17 protein-coding genes are annotated in these 21,750 nt (G+C 61.3%); 5 read left to right on the top strand and 12 right to left on the bottom strand.

All coding sequences use genetic code 11. The features are described 5' to 3' along the window. The first annotated feature begins 198 nt into the window (after positions 1 to 198). On the top strand, positions 199 to 576 hold the full coding sequence (locus BJP32_RS12085) for a tyrosine-type recombinase/integrase (protein ID WP_076224300.1): 378 nt from the start codon (positions 199 to 201) through the stop codon (positions 574 to 576). 144 nt (positions 577 to 720) lie between these two features. Here the strand turns inward: BJP32_RS12085 and BJP32_RS12090 are convergent, their stop codons facing one another. The 7 genes from BJP32_RS12090 to BJP32_RS12115 all read right to left on the bottom strand — a co-directional run bounded on the left by BJP32_RS12090 (position 721) and on the right by BJP32_RS12115 (position 8,075). After that, a complete protein-coding gene (locus BJP32_RS12090; RefSeq protein WP_076224301.1) occupies positions 721 to 1,203 on the bottom strand; it encodes a hypothetical protein in 483 nt (160 codons plus the stop codon). 70 nt (positions 1,204 to 1,273) lie between these two features. Beyond that, positions 1,274 to 1,429 (bottom strand): hypothetical protein, encoded by a 156-nt coding sequence (locus BJP32_RS17355; protein ID WP_158043311.1) that lies wholly within the window; start codon positions 1,427 to 1,429, stop codon positions 1,274 to 1,276. A gap of 217 nt (positions 1,430 to 1,646) precedes the next feature. Then, positions 1,647 to 2,906 (bottom strand): hypothetical protein, encoded by a 1,260-nt coding sequence (locus BJP32_RS12095; protein ID WP_076224303.1) that lies wholly within the window; start codon positions 2,904 to 2,906, stop codon positions 1,647 to 1,649. A 698-nt stretch (positions 2,907 to 3,604) separates the two neighbouring features. Then, positions 3,605 to 4,564, bottom strand: a complete 960-nt coding sequence (locus BJP32_RS12100) for a TniB family NTP-binding protein (protein WP_233126828.1) — start codon at positions 4,562 to 4,564, stop codon at positions 3,605 to 3,607. Next, the gene (locus tag BJP32_RS12105; protein WP_076224304.1) at positions 4,561 to 6,738 is read right to left on the bottom strand and encodes a Mu transposase C-terminal domain-containing protein; all 2,178 of its coding nucleotides are present in this window, start codon (positions 6,736 to 6,738) and stop codon (positions 4,561 to 4,563) included. The genes BJP32_RS12100 and BJP32_RS12105 overlap by 4 nt, the downstream gene beginning before the upstream one ends. Then, on the bottom strand, positions 6,735 to 7,577 hold the full coding sequence (locus BJP32_RS12110; protein WP_083673982.1) for a TnsA endonuclease N-terminal domain-containing protein: 843 nt from the start codon (positions 7,575 to 7,577) through the stop codon (positions 6,735 to 6,737). Before BJP32_RS12110 ends, BJP32_RS12105 begins: the two co-directional genes overlap by 4 nt. Before the next feature lie 234 nt (positions 7,578 to 7,811). Further along, positions 7,812 to 8,075, bottom strand: coding sequence for a helix-turn-helix domain-containing protein (locus BJP32_RS12115; protein ID WP_076224307.1), 264 nt, complete (start codon positions 8,073 to 8,075; stop codon positions 7,812 to 7,814). Positions 8,076 to 8,106: 31 nt separating this feature from the next. Here BJP32_RS12115 and BJP32_RS12120 point away from each other — a divergent pair, with 31 nt between their 5' ends. From BJP32_RS12120 to BJP32_RS12135, 4 genes are read left to right on the top strand one after another with little or no spacing between them, the layout of a single operon-like run. Next, a complete protein-coding gene (locus BJP32_RS12120) occupies positions 8,107 to 8,550 on the top strand; it encodes a helix-turn-helix domain-containing protein (RefSeq protein ID WP_076224309.1) in 444 nt (147 codons plus the stop codon). Then, positions 8,550 to 9,017, top strand: a complete 468-nt coding sequence (locus BJP32_RS12125; protein WP_076224310.1) for a hypothetical protein — start codon at positions 8,550 to 8,552, stop codon at positions 9,015 to 9,017. The genes BJP32_RS12120 and BJP32_RS12125 overlap by 1 nt, the downstream gene beginning before the upstream one ends. Then, complete coding sequence (locus BJP32_RS12130) at positions 9,014 to 9,259, top strand: hypothetical protein (protein ID WP_076224312.1); 246 nt, start codon at positions 9,014 to 9,016, stop codon at positions 9,257 to 9,259. The genes BJP32_RS12125 and BJP32_RS12130 overlap by 4 nt, the downstream gene beginning before the upstream one ends. A gap of 58 nt (positions 9,260 to 9,317) precedes the next feature. Further along, positions 9,318 to 9,950 (top strand): hypothetical protein, encoded by a 633-nt coding sequence (locus tag BJP32_RS12135; protein WP_083673983.1) that lies wholly within the window; start codon positions 9,318 to 9,320, stop codon positions 9,948 to 9,950. Positions 9,951 to 9,998: 48 nt separating this feature from the next. Here the strand turns inward: BJP32_RS12135 and BJP32_RS12140 are convergent, their stop codons facing one another. From BJP32_RS12140 to BJP32_RS12160, 5 genes are read right to left on the bottom strand one after another with little or no spacing between them, the layout of a single operon-like run. Further along, on the bottom strand, positions 9,999 to 10,559 hold the full coding sequence (locus BJP32_RS12140; RefSeq protein ID WP_076224313.1) for a phospholipase D-like domain-containing protein: 561 nt from the start codon (positions 10,557 to 10,559) through the stop codon (positions 9,999 to 10,001). Beyond that, positions 10,556 to 12,769: a hypothetical protein gene (locus BJP32_RS12145; protein WP_076224315.1), complete on the bottom strand. Its 2,214-nt coding sequence runs from the start codon at positions 12,767 to 12,769 to the stop codon at positions 10,556 to 10,558. Before BJP32_RS12145 ends, BJP32_RS12140 begins: the two co-directional genes overlap by 4 nt. After that, positions 12,762 to 17,117 (bottom strand): DEAD/DEAH box helicase family protein, encoded by a 4,356-nt coding sequence (locus BJP32_RS12150; RefSeq protein WP_076224316.1) that lies wholly within the window; start codon positions 17,115 to 17,117, stop codon positions 12,762 to 12,764. Before BJP32_RS12150 ends, BJP32_RS12145 begins: the two co-directional genes overlap by 8 nt. Next, entirely contained in the window at positions 17,114 to 19,870 is a 2,757-nt protein-coding gene (locus BJP32_RS12155; protein WP_076224318.1) for a hypothetical protein, read from the bottom strand. The genes BJP32_RS12150 and BJP32_RS12155 overlap by 4 nt, the downstream gene beginning before the upstream one ends. Continuing rightward, the gene (locus BJP32_RS12160; RefSeq protein ID WP_083673984.1) at positions 19,863 to 21,566 is read right to left on the bottom strand and encodes an N-6 DNA methylase; all 1,704 of its coding nucleotides are present in this window, start codon (positions 21,564 to 21,566) and stop codon (positions 19,863 to 19,865) included. The genes BJP32_RS12155 and BJP32_RS12160 overlap by 8 nt, the downstream gene beginning before the upstream one ends. Positions 21,567 to 21,750 lie beyond the last annotated feature (184 nt).

A 21,750-nucleotide genomic window follows, 5' to 3' on the forward strand; every position in this document is an offset into this window, starting at 1 on the left:
GAACAGATCCGCTTGGGGCTGCTGGAGCATCGAAGGCGTAACCGGGAGCTTCTCATGGAAGTAGATCTCCCGAGCTGCCTGTGATCCCCACGTCTGTCGAACCTCCGTCACCAAACGGATGCTCTCTCCGAAGGTGCGGGTGCCGTCCGGCAGATCGTTGGCCGGTTCAAGCCCGCCCCGTTTGCCCGAGAAGTGGGCATGGAGAACGGCGTAACATTCCCGTTGATAGCTGAGGAGATCGCGGCCTACGATGCTCAGCATCCCGGCGCGGGCGATCACCTGACCTACATGACCACCGCCAAGGGCGCTGCGTTCACTGTCGAGGGCTTCGGCAACTTCTTCCGTGAAGCCTGCGCGGCGGCCGGGCTCAAAGGCAAGAGCCCTCACGGCCTACGTAAGGCAGCGGGCCGCAGGCTGGCCGAAGCGGGCTGCACTGAGAAGCAAATCGCGGCGATCCTTGGCCACCGCAGCCTCAACGAGGTTGCTCGCTACACCCGCGAAGCAAGCCAAGTCGCCCTCGCAGACGACGCCATGACGATGCTTGAAAAGGCCGAAACGAGAACAGGCGGTGTCTAACCGGTTAGACACTTCACCCTTATCCTCCTGATCTCAAACAGGAAAACATGAGGTGTCGTGACAATTTAAGACTGTCCTAAAAAACCACCTTAAACGCTAGTTCCGGGGCACTAGCGAAGCCGCCGACCAAGCTAAGAGCGCCACTCAAAGATTTCTGCTAAACGTCCGCCGGAAATCTGCGAGCATCTCTTTAAAGTTCAAATAATAGGATGCAACTAGATCCAATAATCCCAGCGGGATGTAGAACAGCGCAAAAGCAGCGACGAACCAAGCCCAGGCAGCTGTGCTGACTGCCTTGCAAACATGCCACCCCAAGAGCACCAGAAGCACGGGTAGAAGGATACGAGTGACCCTCTGCGCGACCCTCCAAGCAGCCACCCGGATTCGCACCAGATCTACGTTCTTCTTCTCAAATGAATTCGCCCCCTGACATTGCCAACTCGCCACGTAGTGGAACGCGCTCACAACGAGTAAGAAAGCAGCCACGTTGGCCGATGAACCTTTAGCAAATGCAGAGTCGGCCGCCCCCGCTTCCATCAGCACGCCAAAAGCGACGACCGCTCCTGTGGCTGCCGATAGCCCCTGGATCTTTACGTCCCTCAACGGCATGGGAAGTTGGTTCAGCATCTGCCGCCTCATTAAAAATTGAAGCGGGTCAGTAACTGCAAAAGCTGAACAACAACCAAAATCTAGGCGATCAGTTCTCTGGCTGAATGCGCGTGGCGGGACGATGGATACGGACCCCCGCCCCTTCCGGCTCGCCCTTTACGTTGGCGAGCGCCTCGGTCAGACCGCGCATAATGCCTTCAAAATTATCGTCACGCCGTTGCTCGGGCGTTCGCTTGTCGGTCACGGCATGATCCATTCGAAAGTGGCGGCGCACTAGGAAAAATGAGAAGAGCATCTAAATCATATCAAGCATTGAAAATAAACGACACTCTGAATGCCGCCGCCGAAAGCGGCCTCAACATAAGGCCGCAGACCTAAGGCCGACATGTGTCTTCGTTGGAGCGCCGCGGTCGACAGTTCCGTCAAGCCATAGCTTGTTGCACAGAATTCGTTACGCACACTCACGACGGCCTCATAAACACCAAGCGTGAGGAAGCTTCTTCCCTCGGAGATGGGCAATCTCCAGGTCGTTGCAGAGCCTTCGGCGGCCCCGGCATCTCCCAGACGCCCACAATCAACTGCCTGGATATCAGCGCTTGGAACACCCCGCCTCCTCGGAGATCCGCTCGGTTCCAGAATCCATTTTTGGATCTCTTCACACCCGCTTCAAGCATCATGAAGCGCGCCAGGATGGGCGGCATGGCGTAAAGCTCCGCCATCTCGCGCATGCTTATGTACTTCGCTCCAAACTTCTCCACGGAGGACGAACGCGCCATCATCGGATCGAGAGCAATCACGTCGATTTCTCCCGTAGCGACCAAGCGGCTGACCTCCGCCGGATAGCAATTCAGATAAGTCTCCACCTCAGTACGAGTCATCGCCTCGGGGTAATGCGCCCCGAGGCACGCCGTCGAAGCGCTATAGACTTGGGGCATCCCGCAGACGCCCCTTCTCCGCATGTCCTCAACGAGAAACCTATGGATATGAAGGCGCCGGAAGTTCAGTCGAGCGCCTTCGAAGCACCGCAAGCCATACGGCAGTGATCCGCCTATTGCCGCGCGGATCACCGGACCCCATGGCTTGTGGGAACCTCCGATTATCGTGAACGCCCTGGGAATAGAAACCCAATCTTCGCAGGGTTGCGAGAACTGCACACGAGCAAGAACGTCTGCCTCAAACTCAACTCGACTTTGCGTGTCGATTTGCAGCTTGGCCGGAAAAATGGCTGTCGTTATCGGATCGGCGGCAGCTTTCACCAAGCCGCTTCCTACAAGCTGACAGACGTCGATCGGATTGAGGCCGATCCGTTTGGCCCATGTCGAGGCAAACATTCGATCTGCCAGAAGCGCCTGCGCCTTCCTCACATCCTCAGCAGAGAACCAGTCGTAGCTACGCTCGCGTCCCCGCGGCGATCGAGGACCAAACACCCCAGCCTGCACCATCTGCGGTATGCGGGCTTTCTCCACTCCCAGGGTTGCCGCAAGCTCCGTCGTGGTGAGACGACCCTGTTGGATGCGAACGGCTTTCAGGCGTTGTACGCCCCGTTTCTCGGGAGCCATGCAGCTGATGACCGCCATCACGCGCTTCAGTTCACCTTCGCGGTCCAAAGCGCTCGCCGCAAACATCCTGAAAAATGTATGCTCAATAGCGTTGTCTGTGCTGTCGGCGATGGCCCTGAAAGACTTGGGATAACCGAGGGCCAGCTTTAATCCCGCGGCCAAGTCCTCATAGCAAACGCCCCGTGCATCTGACCGCAGGCCCTTCTGTCCCTTGGGCGCCGCGGCCCGCCCGCACACAACCGCCAATTCGAATATTTCTGCGGGGCTCAAGGCGGAGAGATCTGGGTGAAGAGACGAACCTAAGGCATGCCATTTAGGCATAGCCCCGGCAGCGAGCCGAGCAGCTGCGCGAAGTGGTGCCCGGAGTTCGGGCGGGACCGCACGCGTTTCGACAGTGGTGAGATCCGCCTCGCAGGACTGGCATCTTGTGAGATATGGGTGCCCCCATCGAAGCGCTTGCCCACAGTGCGGACAAGCGTCGATCAGTTCGCGCCAGGACTCGCAGCAACAGCTCAGCGGCTTCACGGCCCAAAGCGCCTGGTCACAACCTGTTTGCTTAAGCATCAGGGGCGACACACGCCGGCGCTCGTGGCTCACGAGATTTGCTGACAAACCCGATCGATAGGTTCTGTCGAACAACGCCTTAACCTGGCGAGGCCAGAGGCCGAGAACGCGCGCCAGCTGGGCCTGCTGCTGCGTTGTAAGCTGGCTAGGCGGCCAACTTGCAATACCCTCCAGAAGGACCGCTGGGCGCTCAAGGACGTTTCGCTCCGCCACGCGCGTCAGGTAGCCCAGGAGGCTTTCATTCATCTCAGGGGTCACTGGAATCGCCAGCATTCCCCTGGTGGCCACCTGCCTGCTCATTTCAGCATCGACCGAAAGGGATTGCTCTCGACAAAGTTCTGCGCGAGCGCCCACCTCTCGGTCGCCACCATGAAGTCATAGAGTTCGATCCGGTCCGCTGATCGCCTGCATGCGATCTCCAGAGCTGCTTCCGTCAAGCGAGACACACGCCCGATCACGCCAGCAGAAACCTTGTGCAGCGCCCCTAGAAATTCGACGCCCTCAAGTCCGCTTGGGCGCCGGATCAGGCCGCGCTGAACCATCTCCTGATCCAGCCGACGCCAGTAGCTGGTGAAGAGGGCCGCATCCTCGGCGACGGTGGCGCGTAAGGGCAGAAAATCACAAGGCGGCAGAAGGCGCCCGTTGAGCTGGAGGTTGCGCTTGAACATGCCCTCCGCGTCTTCTGTCCCGATGAACACGATCGGGATGACACCCGTATCCAGGAGCGACTTCAGACTGTCGGTGACATCGTTGGTGGCGGTGCTACGGAAATTGAGGTGCTGGACTTCGTCAATGATCAGCAACTGCGTTCCATAGTGTCCGAAGCACGACAGAGCCCGCTTGCGAAGCGTCTGCTCAGTGCCTCGATCGGAAAAGCCATCACCGAACTCAGCCAGGATCGAGCCGAACAACTTTTTCACGGTTGTCGCTCGATCCAGGGACACCATCAGTACAGGCTTGAAGTCGCCGGTCGGCGGTGATCGACGCTCAATGAGCTCGGCGAAGGCCCGCGCAGCAGTCGTCTTGCCTGAACCGGACGGGGCAAGAACTCTCATGCCCTTTTGCGGAGCCCCCTTGGTCGCCTGGCCCAGTTGCACCAGATAGTCGCATCGGGAATGAAACTCGACGTGGCGCGGGTACGGGATGAATATCTGGCGGAAGGACGCCACAATGTCCGCTACCCGTTTATTGGCAGCCGCCGACATGTCCTCGATCATTTCGCCGGTTTGAGGCGTCGCATCCAGGCGCCCCATCATTCGAATTCCTTCCACGGCGTATCAGCAAGCCGGGATGGAAAAGCAGGCGCCGTATCGTTCGATTTCTTTTTTCTCGTCCTTACAATTTTTGGCCGAGATGGCGGTCTCGGCGGGCGAGAAGGCCGCACACTCCCGTCAGTCCGTTCTGAGGCCAACGCCACCTGCGGAATGATCGGCGCCAGGCCATCGTGGCGAGACGGCGCAACGTCCACCTCCACTACCCCGGAGACCAGGCCCTTGCCCACCCTGTTGGCCGGCGAGTGCAGCAACCGCGCCAAGGCACGTCTCTGTCGCATCTTCAGCTCGGGAGCCAGGCGCTCGACCTGCTCGATCATCCTGGCCCGCGCTTCAAGACGGTCCTGAAGCGAACTGAAGCGAAGCCCCGCTTCTTTGGACCACTGCTTGACCCGTTCGTGGTGCCAAAGCGAAAGCCCCTGCGCATACTCAGGCTCGGTACAGGGCAAGGTCACGTAACGCTTCTGCAGATGGTGCCAGACCTGGACCTCATTCAGGTTGGCGGGATTGTATTTCACCGTGACCTTGCAGGTGATCGATCCCAAGCGCCGCTGCTCCCTCTGGGGCGCGACAACAGCCAGTTCGGTCAGCAAAGCACCGACGGCAGCCGGGTCGTGATACTGGAGACCATGCAACTCGATGCCGGAACGGCTGAGTTGCCTTTTGACTGGCACGCCCAGCATTTTTTCCAGTTCTCTCACACTGTCGTAGACGGCGATCCCGTAAGCCTCTGCATCCTTGGTCCATTGCAGCGCTGGAGGTGTACCGATGCCGGAGTGGACATCGAGGTGATAGACGGCCAGCGCCTCCCAGATGAGTTGCTCGACCTCCTGGACGGTCAGCACCGCCGTTGCTTGGGGATCGTAACCAAGCTGGCGCATGGTGTGGATGGGGAGTTTGGCGCCGGGAAGTTTCCGCACCAACAAGCTGTTTAGCGTGCCGAAAAAACGTTCGACGATCGCCTTGTGCTGGGGAGACGCCACTGGCGCCAGACGCAATGTCGTGCCCAGATCCGCCAGCGTGTGCTCCATCGCAACGCCGGCGAACTCCTTGCCATTGTCGACGATAATCTCGTCGAACCGGCCATAAATATTCACAAGGCTCTGAGGCGCGCCTCGCCGATCCTCGTAGACACTTTTGGGCAGGTTCGCCCGCCTGAGGCACTCCATGACGGAATGGATCGAGGGAGGTTCAAAGCCGACAAAGAAGCCGACTACACACCTCGTCCTCACATCGATCAGAAGGGTTAGCCATGGCGTGCCCACAGGCAGCATCCAGTCGGCGTCCAGCACGGCGATGGTGTCCAGCGACGTGTGATCCATGCAGCCGAGCGCCAGTAGGCGTGCGGCATGAAGCTGCCCCTCCACCGGTTTGAACCGGCTCGCAGCCTTCTTCACGCCCCACTTTGCCGCAAGCGCCGCTGGCGTTTCACTCTTACGGACCGTCTGCCGAAAAAGCTCCGTGCTGGGCAGCGTGAAAGGATCGAGCCCCGCTCTTACACGCCAGCGATTTAGCCGAAACAGACGGCTTGCCATCAAGGCAAAGGCGTCGGTGATCGTTAGCCCCATGCTCGACCAGTACCGAGCGGCATATCGATCCATAAGCGAATGCAGAACTGGGGGAAGACGCTGCGCGCGGGGCACACGTCCCCGCATCGAGACCATCTGCTCAAGCGGTCGATCGCCCGGGCGGCCCCGCTGCTCAAGCCAGCGAATGACCGTGCGAGGGTGAGGCTGGACGAACGCCGCCGCTTGCGCTGGCTGATCTTGCCAAAGGCGGTTCAGAGCGTATCGCACCCGCGCCTCGCTGCCATTGACCACGCCCATGGCGTCAAAGCCGCGCAGGATGAAGCTTCGGCGTTGCGCGTCCGGATCCATCTTCTGGATCGTGGCGGGATCGTACTCACGCTCCGAAGCAGCGCGCCTGGCTGCAGCGGCATGGACATTCGGGATGCGGGTCAGTTCTCCAGAACCATAGGCCTGCATCACCCATTCCTCGGTTGGAAGGGTCATGAGACCGTCTTGCTCTAGCTGGAAAGGCCCGCCGCTCGTTTCCCTGATGAAATGGAGCAAGCCATCCCCAAGCCGCGCCTCGAATCGAAGCGTCTGACCATTGAAGCGCCAGCGATCCCCATGGCTCAGTCTCAAGAACCCGCTCATGCGTCGCGCCTCCCTCGCGGATGGTGCAAGCGCACTCGGCTTTCAGCGCAAAGCGGGCGTTCGAGTTCGATCTCAACCACGCGAACCACCATGAGAGCTCGCAAAATTGCTTCGCCCCTAGGAGGCCCCTCGATAGCGGCCGCCGCCTCGCCGAACAGCGCCTCTCCACCTGCCTCGTCAATGGCCTTGCGAGCGAGATAGACATGCCTTTCATCGAAGGCGGCCAATCGGTCCTGCTGGATCAATAGAACGTTCCGGCGGCGGACGGCCGGACTTCGGATCTGCTCCGCCAACACCACTGAGAAACGCCAACCCAGCAGCCCGCAGACCTCCTTGGCCCGTTCCAGCTTGGCCGCGTAATCCGGCTCCTGCAGCTGTCGACTGCATCCCTTGATCTCGACGACTTCGACGGAGCCGCACTCGAGAAGGCGCACGCAGTCCGGGATGTAGCGCCTGACTTGCCCTTCCAGGACGAACTCAAACCGAAAGGGTTGCGCGCGATAGTCGATCACACGCGGGTCGACCTCGCATTCCTGATAGAAGTCGTGCTCATTCATGCTCTCGAACACGAGGCCTTGGCCCGCCTTTCGACTGGCGTAGCTGCCCGTCACCTGATGACGTCGACCGGTAATAATGCTCCGGATAGGCCTTCCATCAGGCGTCAGGACTATCCGGCCGGCGACGATCTGTTCGTCATGGCCTGGCTGGGCCAAAGCGCTATGGACGGCATGCATCAGCCGACCAGGCGCCGGCGCGCGGATAGGAATATTTGCGGATAGCCGGCTCGTTTCAGGCGCAAAGGCGCTCAAGCGGCTCCCGTCAGAAGGGATCGCGGACATAGAGGTCTCTCAGATATAGGCGTGCGGCTCGCACGAGATTGGCGGAGAGGACCGGGCGTCAGGCAGCCGAGTGCGATGCCCGTGCTTGGATCTGCACGGGTTTACTTGACGCTGCTGGCGCTTTGAGGGAGAGTCCGTTTGTCGGCATCTAGCGACTTCGGGCTTCGTCCCGCGAAGAGCCCGCGCTTTCCAGAGCGCGGGCTTTTTCGTTTCCGGTCTTTTGACTGAGATCGATCAGGGAGAGGGCATCGGTAGCTCCTTCAGTACTGCTGGCGTTTCTGCCAGCCCTTTGTAGCGATCAGGCCAGACATCCTCTGGCGCTTGTCCGAGCGCATCGGCGATCGCACGCTCGACCCTGCGCGATCGACGAAAACCCCGCGAGACGATCGAAACGGTGGAAGGCGTCACATCGAGCGACCGAGCGATATCGGACAAGGAAATGCGCTTGAGACCCAAGGCGGACTTGATCTGCGCGTGCTTTTTGTCGTCAATGACCATAATTGCCGATTAGCTGAACTATGAGCTTAGTATGCACGATATCGCCAATTCAGCGAATGAGACAAGCCATGCGGGGATTGGCCGAAGGTTAGAGGCCGTTCGGCACCTGTTTGGTCTCAATCAGACGGCCTTCGCGGAGCGCCTCGGCTTTCCTCGGCGCACATACTTGAGCTGGGAGAAAGGCGGCATCACCCCATCAGCCGCCTTTCTTGAACGCTTGGTGGAAGAGTTCCAGGTCGATCCGATTTGGCTTCTGAGCGGTCCTGGCGACCGCCCGCGCTACCATGGCTCCACGATCGACTGGGACCGGATGCATCGCCTGCACACGATCGTCCATGACATGATGATCGACCTGAAACGTAAGCCCACAGCGGCCCAAACTTCCATCCTGGTAAAGGGTCTGTACGAGGTTTTCCCGGTTGAGGAAGCGGACGCAGTACGACGGCTGCGAGAAGCCTTGGGGACGACCGGCTGATGACCGACACGCCTACCGACCAGGACAACGTCATCGTCCTGCACAATCGTTGGCCTGATCCGTCGCTAGTCAACGAATCTATCGACGCCGCGCTCCAAGACGCAGGCGCGATAGCGTTCGTGCCAGACGCCGGGGCCGAGAATCCCAGGGCAATTTCTCCCTTGGCCCTCTCCCCTCCACGCGAAACTAGGCACCCCAATCGCCTCGCGATTGCATGTCTGCTCACTCTAGCGATCTTGAGTTTTGTCGCTGCTTTCTGGCTTCCCCCTACGCCTGAAGGCGGCCTCCGATATGACGTAGTGTACGCCATTGTGGCTGGCGTCTTGGCATTCGTTGGCGCCCTTCTATGCAAATACGTGAAAGAGTTCTGGATCGAGCGCCCCAGCTCCTCGTTAACCGCCGAAACAGACCAGAGCGAGAAGGGTTCGCTATTGGAAAAATCAGATGAACTGACGGGAAATCAATGAGCACATCGCCCGGGCCAGACAGCCAAGAAGCGCTCGCGGAGGCACTCAACGAGATCCTTTACCGCTACGACGACAATCCAAAAGAAGCTGACCAATCCATTTGCGAACTCTTAGCCATTACGCTTCCCGAAGACGGCGTCCTATATGCAGAGGATGTGTTTGAGGCCACCAAGGCGGCAGGCCTTCGCATCCAGTTCAAACTGCTGAAGGATGGCGGCGAGGATGGCGCGACTCTCGAATGACCGGACCTGACTCATAGCCGCCGGTCGGAATGTCCGCTTCGAGCTTCGGCGCTAAGACTTGGAAATCATCGAGTCGCAGGAAGCCAGTATGCTCGACGAAACGCCGCCCGACTGGGTCGCCTTCCGCACACTGTTGGCGGATCTTCATGATGATCTGCCCACCCGTACGGAACGCCTTAGGCACCTATGGGTCTTGGAGTCCGATTTCGGCCAAGGCCGCTTGATGATGCCCGGCGGCCACGCTTCTAGCGGAGCGTACATCGAACTTCGGCACGCCTTCGTCTGTGGAAACTTCCTTTCAGCGATTCTTCTCAGCCAATGCTTGCTTGAGAACATTCTGGCGGCCCATGTGAATCTCGACCGCAGCTCCGCCGAGATCCACGGGCGGTCCTTCGAAAACCTACCGCAGCGGCCGAGTTACCTTGAGACACTGGAGGCCTGTCAGCGCCTGGGCGTGTTGTCTCCAGTTGAAATCCGTGAACTCATGAGGTTGTCTGGCCTTCGAAACGCCGTCGCGCACTTCCGATCCGTTGACCACGCATCCAACCTTGAACGACGGTCGATGGACCAGCGAAGGTCATCCACTCGCATTGTGTATGAAGATGCGCGGTTCGCCGTGGGACTTGCCGTTAGAATCTTAGCTAAGCCCCAGTTTGTCGTTGGCGGACCTCAGGGCGAGCCTCAAGTCTGACACTAGGCGACATCAACTAGCTTGGGCGGAAGCGCGCGAATCATGATCTCAGCCGGCCGCGGCAAAGGTGGACAGGACGGCATCAACGACAACTTTGATCGCCCGAACAGCAGGCCCCTCAACGAGCATTCCGCATTCAAGGTTCACGCCCTTCGACCGACGCAGGAGATTGGCAGAGCCGACATAGGCGGCAACGCCATCCGCGAGCACGATCTTCGCGTGAAAAGTTTCGTCGGAGTGTCCCTCGGGATGTCCCTCCGGCGCGTAGTCACGGACGGTCGCGAGTTCCTGGATTCTGCGGCCTGCGGGTCCGCACGTTAGCAGCTGGCTGGCATCACGCAGGACGATAATTCGCTGCGACGCAGACGTCAGCTCAAAGAGTTCGATCGCCCACTGCGCACCCACCGTGTCGATGTATGGCACCATGACGACCAAACGCTGCTGTGCACGCAGCGCGAGATGCCGGAAGGCGTCGGTCGTGTCGGTCAGTGATGAGAACTTCGACGCGATGTCTTTGCGAAGTGCTTCGCCAAGCCGGCTCGGTTCTGGCGGCAGGGTGACGACGAAGCGAGCGGTCGCTGCGGGTGAGACAAGGGAGTCCTGGCTCATGCGTCCAGCGCGGGGTCGAAGTAGCCGGTGAGGTCAGGCGCATCCGCCGCTTCCCACTCCGGCTTCGAGCCGCCTTTCAGGCTGGAGCGGGAAAGGAGAAGATTGGACGAGATGCAGCTAACTTCGCTGACCATGATGCATGCGGGGCATGCGCCACCGCGAGAGTCGCAGAGGCTCCCTGATCCGCACCGAAGCATGCGCTGATCGACATTGCGGCGGAGGAATTCGAGAGCGTGGTTGCGCCACATCGCCGAGACATTGCCGAGGTCCGGCGTCATCCCTTTTCGATAGACGACGAAGGCGAGATCGGCCGGGAACATATGTTCGCCGATGCCGTCGCGATCTAACCCTGACACCTCAGCGAGGGAGTGCATCAGCTGATGCGAAAGGCTGTGTAGAAGCAGATAGATGTATGGTGCTAGGTGCCGATCGTAGCCGCTGCGTTCGCGGTCCTTGTAGGCTTCAAGGAACGGCCCGAAATCTTCGTAGGTCTCCAAATATGCACGCCCCAGGCTGACGTCGGGCGGCGGCAGATCGAGAATGCCATTGCTCTCAAGCCAGCGGCGCGCGCGCCGTTCATCGAGCTTTACGTACAGCGCCTCGTTGTTCTGCTCAGTCACATAGATCGGATGCTTGCCGCCGGTATGCGGCAGCGTGTCGAAGGCGTTCAGCCTCACTGGCATGGCGAGCGATTGGCCATTGTGCTCGCGCTGGTAAATCGGCGTCGACGAAACGCGCGTGAAGCCGAAGCTGAACTCACAAATCGGAAGGCCCCGGATAAGCACCATCCGATCGATGCCGGTGTGCTTGAGCAGGTCGCCAACCTCCCGCTTGTAGCGATCCAGAGCCAGAGGGTCGTTGGCGACCTCACTCAGGGCAATGTCCGGGTCGAGGACGTCAACGGCAGCATGCCGAGCCTTCGCTTCAACGATGTGCTCTTGCTCAAACACATCGTGTTGAATCGTCAGTCGGATCGGATCGTAGCGCCTGGCCCAGTTCTGACGCGAGAGTACTGCCTGCGTCAGCGGCGGACTGGCCAGCCGACCGCGGCTTACCAAGCCATCCGCGAACCACTTCTCCCTGATAGAGGCCGCGTCAGCCGCGAAGCGGCGCGCCGGCTCCTCTCGGCCTTCAGCAGAGGCCCGCGCGGCCATGCGCTCGAAGGTCTCGAACTCGTCCCATTCACTCGAGCGATTGGCGCCTTCCACGGCGGCCTTGATGTCCTCACGGGAAGGCTCATCGAATGGAATGCGATGAATGCGGGCGAGCGTGCGGAGCAGATCACTCGTTCGTTCCCCAGTCATTAGGTCGACCACTGAGGAGTCGCGGAATTTTATGAAGGAGCTCCGCTGTGGGTAGAAAGCGGAGTTGGCCCGGTAGGAGACCGGGATCATGTTCACTTCAAGATACTGGAACTGGCGTCCACCCGCTTGTTGCTCGCCGTAGAGACGCTCAAGGGTTTCGCGATCCGCTTTCTTCAACGGACGCGACTCTTTGCAACCCTCGCAAACGAAGCGCCACTCGGCGAAGACGGGAGCCTCGTTTCGGAGGATGAAGCGGTCGCTCCCGCATGTGCAGAGCCGGATCTGATTGACCTGACCGGTGTTGGGATCGGGGTTGTAATTGAAGGGGCTTAGCGGCTCGACGTTGCCCGACCAGTGCACGTAGACGACGTCGATCTGCGTCCATCGCGCAAGGTGTCCATGGCACGTCTTCGGAAGCGGCCAGCGGGCCTGCTCCTCGATGCTCTGGTACTCGCGGACACTGCCGCACGTGCCGCACCGGTAGATAAGCGGATACGGCACGTAGCCCACCGCCTCGGGGCTTGTTGTCCGGAACTGGGCAGGGTCGATTTGAACGCGACCGCTGTGCGCATCGTAGAATGCGCGGTCGATCGAAAGGTCATCGAGCGCTTCGGGAAGCGTGGCTGCGATGCGGGCTCGCCAGTTGGAAACAAACTCCCGCATGCTGTCGAAGATCAGCGCGCGCGTGGTGCCGTCGAGCTTGAGTTCACGATCAACCGGAACTGAACGGCAAATCCCTTTGCCGCCCTCCCATGTGAAGAGCACGCCCGGAGCGTAAGAAGTCGCGAGCTGCGTTTTCGACCGCGCCATGACGGGGGGCTTGGGCGCATCGTCCTTCGGGCGTCGCCCGCCTATGCCGCCGGGACGACGGTAGCGATCAGCGGCGTTATCGCGTGACTCACTCATGCGGCCTCACATCACCGTCGGCATCAGTTTCTGCGGCTTCGCCCTTCTGGGTTCGGATGGCCCGCATGACAGAGGTCAGCTCACCGATGTCCACGTCCTTGCTGCGGCCTGTTGAGCGGGGGTCATAGGCGGACGCGACGATGTAGCCGGCCTCGTCCACGTCACGGAGCGACGTCATCGGCTTCTGGAATACGGTGTCCGTACCGTCCCAGTACTCCGCAAGCCGCGCCGACGTCGTTTGACGGGCCATCGACTCGGCGAAGCGTCCCATCTCGTGATCGACCATGCCCGCGTAGTGATCCCGATACGGTGGCTCCCCGAGCCTTGAAGGGCCTCGCCCTTGATATCCCGCCGAGCGCAGCGCGAAGCTGCCGAGCTCGTTTCGGAACCTGACCATGTCGTTGGTTCGGTTTCGCAAGCGGCTGAGCGCATCCGCCGGGGGAACCGCGGCCTTTCGGTCGTCAGCCAGGCGAGCGAAATCGTCCGCTTCCCGAAGCATCGCCCACGCTTGGATGTACGAGGCCAGGACGCGGCGCACGGCATTCTCGGCCCAGCGCTCGACGGCTGGTGGCGCGATCATCCGCTCGAGGAAGCGATGGAAGATGTCGTGCGTTTCGACGACGTAGCGGTCGCGCCGGCTCTGAGGCGTCGGGATGAGCATTACGAAGCCGACGTGCGTCCGGCCCACGCGGCTTGATGCCTGAATGTATTCGGCAATGTCGGACGGAAGACCAGCGAAGAACATGCTGTTGAAGCGGTCAACGTCGACACCGTGACTGATAGCTGCCGTCGCCACGATGTTGCGCACGGTCGTGTCGATGGGCGGGTAGTCCTTGCCCTCGAACGACACGCCCGCATCGTTCATCACTTGCTGGATCGCCTTCATGTCGACGCCGCCAGAAATCAGCCGGCTATCGAATGATTCAAACGGAAGCTTCGCGCGGTCGTGATGCTGCTGCACGGAAGCGCTGAGCGCGTCCATGATCTGGTCGCCGCCCTTCTTGTTGGTCACGTAGGCAAGTGCGATCCGATGCAAGTCGACGAGAGCCATGATCTCGGCCTCTCGGCCTTGGCCAACGGCTCGTTCGAGGGCTGCGCGACGCCATGCGCCGTCCTGAGTTGTTGGGATCGCCGCTTTCAGGCCCTCGATTGCGGCAGCGCGACGTGCGGGGTCGAGAAGATCGGCCCAAAGGCGGCTGATGATTGTGTGGAACGCACTCAACACGTGAACCGCCGTCACCGTGTGGGTCGCGTCATTGGTCATCAACGACACGTAGAGGCGCATCCAGGGAGACGTCGCCTCGGGTGCTAGGTGCGACGGAAGTTCAGCTGCGAGTGCGACGCGCGCCGCGTTATTCGCAGGAGGAGTCGCCGGCTCAGCGAAGAATGAGCGGTAGATGTCTGGGCCGGGATAGGGAAAGCGAAGCGGGCGGCGTTGATAGAGCGTCTCCAGTTGTCGCTCGGGGTTTGAGATCGTCGCCGTCGCGGCGACAATCTTCGGCATGCGAAGGCCGCGCCATTCGTCGCCTGTCCATACGCGCGCAACGCTAAGGTCATCGCCCGCGATCTCGCCGATGCGTGCAAAGACATTCTCAAGCAGAGTGTCAAAGAGGCCGCTGAACGTCCCCAGACTCTCTTCGAGAAGGTGGGCTTCGTCCTGGATGATCAAGGAAGGAAACGGGTCGTAGAAGACGCGCGTGCCTTCGCGGTAGGCCGGGAAGACCGGCTGACATCCAGATGCCGTTGGCCCCTCGGCCAATCGCTCAGCATTCCGTTCGACAAACAGGTGTCCGTTCGGCTCAACCCAGCGCGCCAGGCCAAACATGCCAAGCACGCGTGAAACGGTGTTCGTGTGCTGCCCGAGCATGGCGAGCTTGTCGACGGTGCCGAGGACAATCGACGGCGCGCGCTCGTAGATCGTGTCGTCGGTGAGGAGGAAGGGCAGCGGATGGATACCGCTATGGCCCTTGTTCCAAGCGCAGCCAGCATCGAAGCAGACGATCGCGGCCCGCTTCGCGCGCGGGCCTTCGGATTCGTTGCGGCGAAGCCCGGTGGCGCGCTTGCAGACAGGGCACTCGGGAACCTTGTTGTAGGCATCCCGAATATCGCGGTAGCGCCGCGCTCGCGCGGCCTCGTCGTCGTTCGTCTGCGCGCCTTCTTCCAACGCGGCATCGTCGAGATGTGCTGGATCTCCAAACAGCGGCACATCGGCGCGAATGCCACTGTAGCTGTTGGGCGTGTTCGCCGAGCCGACCCAGAAGCCCATCTCGAAGGGCCAGTTGCCGACGCGATGTTGGCGGCGAACCAACTCTGCCCAGGCCAGGAGCTTTAGGAGCCGCTGGGCCTGCTGAAGCGTGAGCAACCGCAAAGGGTAGCGAATGAGCGCCGTAATGCCGCGATCCTTGCCGCGCAGGCGATCCACAAAGAGCGCAAAAAGCAGCGCGCCGTAGAACGCCTCTGACTTGCCGCCGCCGGTCGGGAAGTACAGAAGGCTGGCGGCCTCCTCATCGAGCCTGGCGTTCGAGAACTCCCGAAACTCATCCATTCGCGATGCGAAGGTCGGGATGTGCGCGAGAATGAAGGCGAGCTGGAATAGACGCCAGCCACGGTCTGGGTCTTGCCCGTCGCGCTTGAAGAACGCCTCGTTCATCATCGACCAGGCGCGCCATGGAATGGCGCGGCGCTCTAGCTGCTCGCGCTCAGCAGCCGTCTTTGCTCCCGCCAACTGCTTTGCGGCCGAGGCTGCTTCGACAAGCACCTCGATGCCCTTCGCGATGAAGGCGGCTTCGTCTCGTTGGCCCTTTGTGTCTTGCTTGAGCCTCTCGCTTTCACGATCAGCTTCTTGGGCCTCAAGGCCGGATCGAACCGCGCCTTTCAGGGAGGTTTCGTTCTTATCGATCCACTCGGCGTAGGCCTTGGGCAGTGCCGAGAGTTCTTCGACGGGCAAGTCCGCGCGAGCGAGTTCGCCGAAGCGGGTTTCAATGCTGATCTTCGTAGGGGTGATGCGGGGCTGCACGAAGCGAGGAGCCCATGTGGTGGAGAGCACGACGGACTCAGCGGTAGCATCGAGCTTGACGCCGCAGTTCAAACCGATCGCCGGATACTGGAGGTAGTGACGGAATCGATAGGACGGCTCGACCCGATCGAGCTGCAGCGGGATGTGTTCCGCCTTCGGCAGAGTGACCGACAGGCTCGTGCCGAAGATGGCATTGCATCGGGCGAGCGCGTCGCCGGGCCTTAGCTGCTGACATTGATTGTCGAGAAGCACCCGATACGAGACGCGTCCCCGGTCTAGGAAGTCGGCCTGCCGCTCGATCTTGAGGACGAGCTGACTAAGGTCCGGCAGTAACTTGTTCTGGTCGGGCTCGATTTCGCGAGCGGCAGCAATGAACGCTTCCCAACGTTCACGGCTCTCGGCGTTTTCTGGTCGGACCTTGAGGTCACGCCATGCCTCGCGCAAGCCATCACCCTTGAGCCACGTGATCAGTTGATGACGGATTTGGGTAGCAAGCTCGGCGTTGTAGGCGGCGACCAGTGAACTCAGAGCAGCGCCATCGGTAGCGGCAGGCCAACTGAAAGTCGGCAATGAGAGGTCAAGCCGACGCCACTTCGGTGGGATCGGCGATGGATCGACCAGGGCGTGAGGTATTTCGCGGCCTTCGCGCACCATCTTCGCCACGGGCGCTCTTGGCGGAGACGTTTCGTCGGGTCCGTTTTGATCCGGTTCGGTCGTCTGCGTTTCCTCGACCACCTCATTGGGATCGCTCAGCGTTTTGACGTCCTCAGCGTTCAAGCGGATGCCGCGCTTCGCATAGGCGGCAAGACGGACCTCCTCTTGGATTTGGGCGCGGCGCTGTCGCATCTCAGCGCGAGCCGGCTCATCCATTGAGCGCCAGGCCGGCTTCTCGACGCCAGCGGTCTTGAAAGCCGCGACGCGGTTCTGCCTGATCTCCGTGTCGATTTCGCGCTGGATCTCAGGGTTGAGGCGGAAGTCGAAGTCGAGGGAGCCGACCTCTGGGTCGAGATCGTCCCACGAAGGAAGGACGCGCACGTAGACCGAAAATTGGGGCTGGGCTAGCAGGGTTCCTGTGGCGTCGCGGGCGAGGAAGAAGTCGACCCCGAGAGCTGCGATCGTGATGTCGGATGTCTCGTCCTCGCCACGGGCGTCGAACCGCGGAAGCAGCTGACCCGAGACCACGGCGCGCCGAGGCGAGCGCCCAAAGACGAAGCGACCTTCTTCGTCCGTGCCGCTTACGCGGCTAACTATCGTGTTAACGATGGCGTCGCAGACAGCTTCCTTCAGCTCGACATCGACGGCACTCAGCTCTCGATCGCTAAAGCCCTTCATCGCGCACCTGCCGGCCTGACGTCAGTCACTCTGCCGACGAACTCCTCAGCGGCTGCGCGCAGCGCTCGGATGTCGGCCACCCGCTCTCTGTTCTCCGCCGCAACCGCATGGGGATCGGTGAGAATCCCGCGATAGGCATCATGGAAGGCTACGCCAGCGCGCAGACGGCTAGAACGCTGCGCAATCACCGCCCATGACCAGAACCGCTTGGTCAGGTTGGGTCCAATTCCGAGCGCCGCGGTGAACCGCTTGAAGGTCACTTCGTCCTGAGGCGCGTGTGGAATGACTTCGTAGAGGGGTTTGTCGGCTTCGCCTTCCAGGTCGATCCAGTAGTGCGCCCGCGCTGGCGCGATCTCAGGCGCGCCCATGCGGCTACAAAGCTCGCGCAGCTTCGCAGCCTGGCTGGTCCCGGGAATCTCGCTGAACTTTTCCAGCACGAGCTGATGGTAGTCAACGATGTACTCGGCCGCCGCGGCGGTGATGTTGAGAATGCCGCGCGCCCTTTCGATGAAGGCGGGGCTGATGACGCAGATTTCCTCACCGCGGTGCACATCCTTTGCGGCGACCTCGATGAACCTAGGAACGGAACGGTGGCCGTCCCGTCCGACCAGTACGGTTCCGGGCCGCGCGATGATCCGTTGGCCGTCTTCCATAACCAGTTCGATCAGGGAGCGGTCCTCACGACGGCTCGCTCCGGCCAAGTCGATGACTGAACCGGATGGGAACTCGACGTCCTCCGGGGGAACGACTGACCTATCGAGCTGGACTTGATGGTCCCCGAGCTCGCGCAGCCGAGTGTTGGTTCGGGCAGCAAAAGTCTTGAGCCGGCGAATGAGCTCGTCATCCGAAAGCTGTTCGGCGAGGCGCGTTGCATCGCGCGCTGCAAACTGCAGCGTGTCGCCGTCGGCGAGGAACGTCAACTGGTCAGGCAGCCATGGCTGCGCAAAGAGTTCGAGGACGGTCTGGCGCGTCGGCGCGACGATGACGGCACGCTTGTAGTGGTTCTTCACAGAGGGCTCGAGCGCCGCCAGGTCGAGAAAGCCTTGCTTCGTTGTGAACCTCACGAAGCCGTTTTCGAGCCGATCCTGCAGCTTGGGATGATCGCGACCGAGCAGATAGGCGCAGAAGTCAGCCAGGGCCTCGGTGCGGAAGAGAACCACAGTCCTAGAGCTCGCTCTCTCTGCTGGCAGGACGGCTTCTTCCACCAGCGTCGACATGGGCGTCGCGGACGCGGCCTTCTCAAGGAGCGCGCGCGCGTCGCGGATTGCGGCTTCCAGTTCATCCGTGGCGACCAACGACGCGCCGTTGCGGACGTCGAGCAGCGTGGCCACCTCCGGTTTGATCCGGTAGGCGGCGAGGTTGTCCTGCGCGATCCTCTCGTTGCTCTCGCGTTCGAGGAAGTCCGAGAAGTCGCGCAGACTGCCGGGCAGACACGCGGCGCGCCGCAGCTTCGCGATGATGTCTCGGGCTGCTTCGGCGCCGATCCTGTTGCCACGCTCGCGGAGGCGCGCCGCAATGCCACGAAAGGCTTCGATCACTTCGCTCGTCGTGCCGACAAATCCGTCGACATCAATCGTCGATGCGCCGCGCCACACATCTTCGTCGCAAGCGCTCGCCGGGCGGAGAATGCCCTCAGCGCGTGTTAGAAGAGTCCGCCCGGATGCGGGGGTGATGTGGTTCCGCTTCGGATGCGCCTTCACGCCGAGGAGCTCGAACCTCGTCGCGTCATAGGTCCACGGGTCGTCCGTGAGCGCGAGGATGCCAGCGCTCGGAAAGGCGGCCCTAATCTTCTCCAGTGCGGTCTTGGACGCGGGGAGCCAATCCCACCCCAGCCGAGAACGGCCTGCTTTAGTGAGGTCGAGAATGACGATGTCCGGTGCGCTCTTGATTGCGCGCAGCTCTCGTTCGAGCGGATCGTTCGCCCGCAGCCCGAAGAGGAAGAACTTCGCGGTATCGGGCTGGTCGGCTGCGCCCGACCTAGTCTGCTTGCTTAGGTCGGTCTTGGTTTTCGTGTGCCAGAGGAGCTCGCCTGTCTTCGGACAACCCTCTCTGGCGCTTCCATGAGGCACGATCTCGTCGAGGATCGGGTGTGTGAGCTCGACGTAGTCAGCTCCATCCAGTCCCCGGCCGGTGATCTTCTGGGTTCGGGTGAGAACTTGGTGATAGTCCTTCAGCCCCGGCTCATCCTCCCGCTCGACCGAACGCGACAGGTGCTGCAGGTGCAGCTTGCTGAGCGCGTTGCGGTCTACGTGGACCTCACGCGCAAGCGCATGCGCAGTGCGGGCGTAGGGAAACAGTAGGGCCCGAAGCCCGGCCGGTGCGGCAGCAATCAGGCCCTTCGCGCCTTGGATAACGGCCTGGCGCGTCGGGGCGGACGCCGTCTCGCTTATCGAGAGAAGTGCAACGAGCGCGGAGAGGCATGGCTGGTGCGACGGCCAGCACAGGAGGACCTCGGCTTGGCCGGTGTTCATCACGCCGAGCGCTGTTCGCATCAAGGCCTGATAGACCGAGGAGATCTCCCGCGCTTGGGAATCCCCGACCGCGTAGAGCGGAACTTTTCGAGCCGCTTCGAGGTACTGCTCGACGTCGCGTTGATGCCGGATTGACGCCGCGACCCGCGCGCTAACGCGCTCCTGGGCATGCGCCGCAATGGTGGCGGCTAGCTGTTTCCGGCGTTGCTCGTTGTCACCACGCTGCTGAAGGCGGTCTGCAAAGCCCGCTCCGCGGGCGCGAGAGTCGCGGTGCCTAGCCATTTCCGGGCACCGCGGTGTTGACGCCGTAAGCCTCGATGGCGGCTGCCTCGGCGTCGCCGCCATGCCTGCTCAGCGCGCTGCGGAAGGCATCAGGTTTCGGCAGATCGAGGTCGCGGAGCAGTTTGACAGATACGGCTGCGGTGCCGGAAACCAGCCTGTAGCGGTCGTCGACCGCAGCTGTGTTGAGTACCGCAACGGCAAGCTCAAGTTGTTCGGCGTCTTCGCTGGTGAGAACGATAGTGTGGTTCTCGGTGACGAAGCCGCCCCAGGTCTCGACCACATCTGGCGCGACTACTGCGGCCAGCAACCGACGTGGCTGCTTGTCGTTGGTCGTTCTCTGCATCACCGCGGCTGATGTCCGGATGATCGAGGCGCTGGGTCGGTCGAAGTGGACGAAGTCCGTCTTCAGACCATCTTTGCCGGCGGGGCGACAGAGCTGCCCCACCCTCACGTTCTTCGCCCAGATCAGCGGAAAGGCGGATTCCCGATGTTGCGGCAAAAGCCTGTCGCCCTCGCGGTTCCACACGAAGTATCCAGCGCGGGCTTCCACGCCGTAATCCGCCAGCTTGGCCCCGCCAGCTTGACCTCCATTCGTCGAGGGCAGCGGCCACGGATCGCCGCTCGCCACGGAGAGCTGAAGCCGGGCGACGACCCCACTGCCTTGTGGAGTGAGCACGGGAAAGTCGACGAGCGCCTCGCGTGGATGCGCGGTCCCTTTTCTGAGTAGGAGGACGCTCACGTCCTGCTGCACGTCCGCGAAGACGCGCTTACGCTCCGGAACGAACCCTATCGCGAGGACCTGCGCCTGCGACCGGATGTAGGTCCGCATACGATCGTAGAACGGTCCTGCCCTGAAGCTCGAGGGTAGGACAAGAGCGACGAGCCCGCCGGGTTTGGCGTAGCGCAGGCACAGCTCAGTGAAGACCGCGTACTTGTTGATATGTCCACTGTAGGCGATGTCCTTCCAGCTCTCGTCCGGAAGGTCTGCCGCAGTGACACGGCCATAGGGCGGGTTCGCGACCACGAGATCGAACGCTGCGTGCGCCGGAAGCGACAGCGCATTGCCGACGGTGATGAATTTCGCCGCGCTCGCGACGCCCAGGCGGTCAGCGACCAGAGCTTCCGAGACTTGGGCCAGGCCGGCATCTATTTCGATGCCGCGCAGGCGTTTCAGCGCGGCTTTGGCATCGACACCTGCGGCGCGTGCCCGCGCCGCGACATTCGACAGAAAGGCTGCGCCGCCCGCCGCTGGATCAAGGACGCGATGCTGACTTACGTCGAAGCCGGCGTTCACGGCGAGGTCCAGGACCGCCTCGGCCAGGTAAGGTGGCGTGAAGTAGGTGGCCTGCTGCCGGCGGACCTTCTCCGAGAGCATCAAGGTGTAGAATGTACCGATCCAGTAGTGCCGCTCATCGATCGACAAACCGGTGATCGCCTCGGCCAACTCGACGACGGACTTGGGCGACGCTGGACTACTTAGAAGCGACAGGGCCAGTTCGGCCCGTTGCGTTGACGTCAGCTCCTTCGGCGCGCTCGCGGCAGCAATTCGAGCTAGGCCGAGAGGCGACCCCTTCTTGTGCGTAGTGATTTGGATTTCGGCCTTCAGGTCAGGAGGCGTCCTGGTGGCGTCTTCTATCGATTGGTATCCAACCGCGCGCCGCTCCTCATCTTCAATATAGTTAAGTGCAAGACTCATTGATATTTTTGTAACTGGCGTAGTGGCGCAGCCAGCTTCGGCTGCATGCCGGTCCGCGAAGTCCCCCCATCGCGCACACTCTCGGTTGGAAGTCGCGTGCCCGTCAATCCCCACGCGATCCAGCATATGTTACATATTCGCTTGTTCGCCGTCAGGGTATATGTAACATATTCCTTATCGGCGG

It is taken from the genome of Brevundimonas sp. ZS04 (genome assembly GCF_001956865.1).
GTDB classification, from domain to species: Bacteria; Pseudomonadota; Alphaproteobacteria; order Caulobacterales; family Caulobacteraceae; genus Brevundimonas; species Brevundimonas diminuta.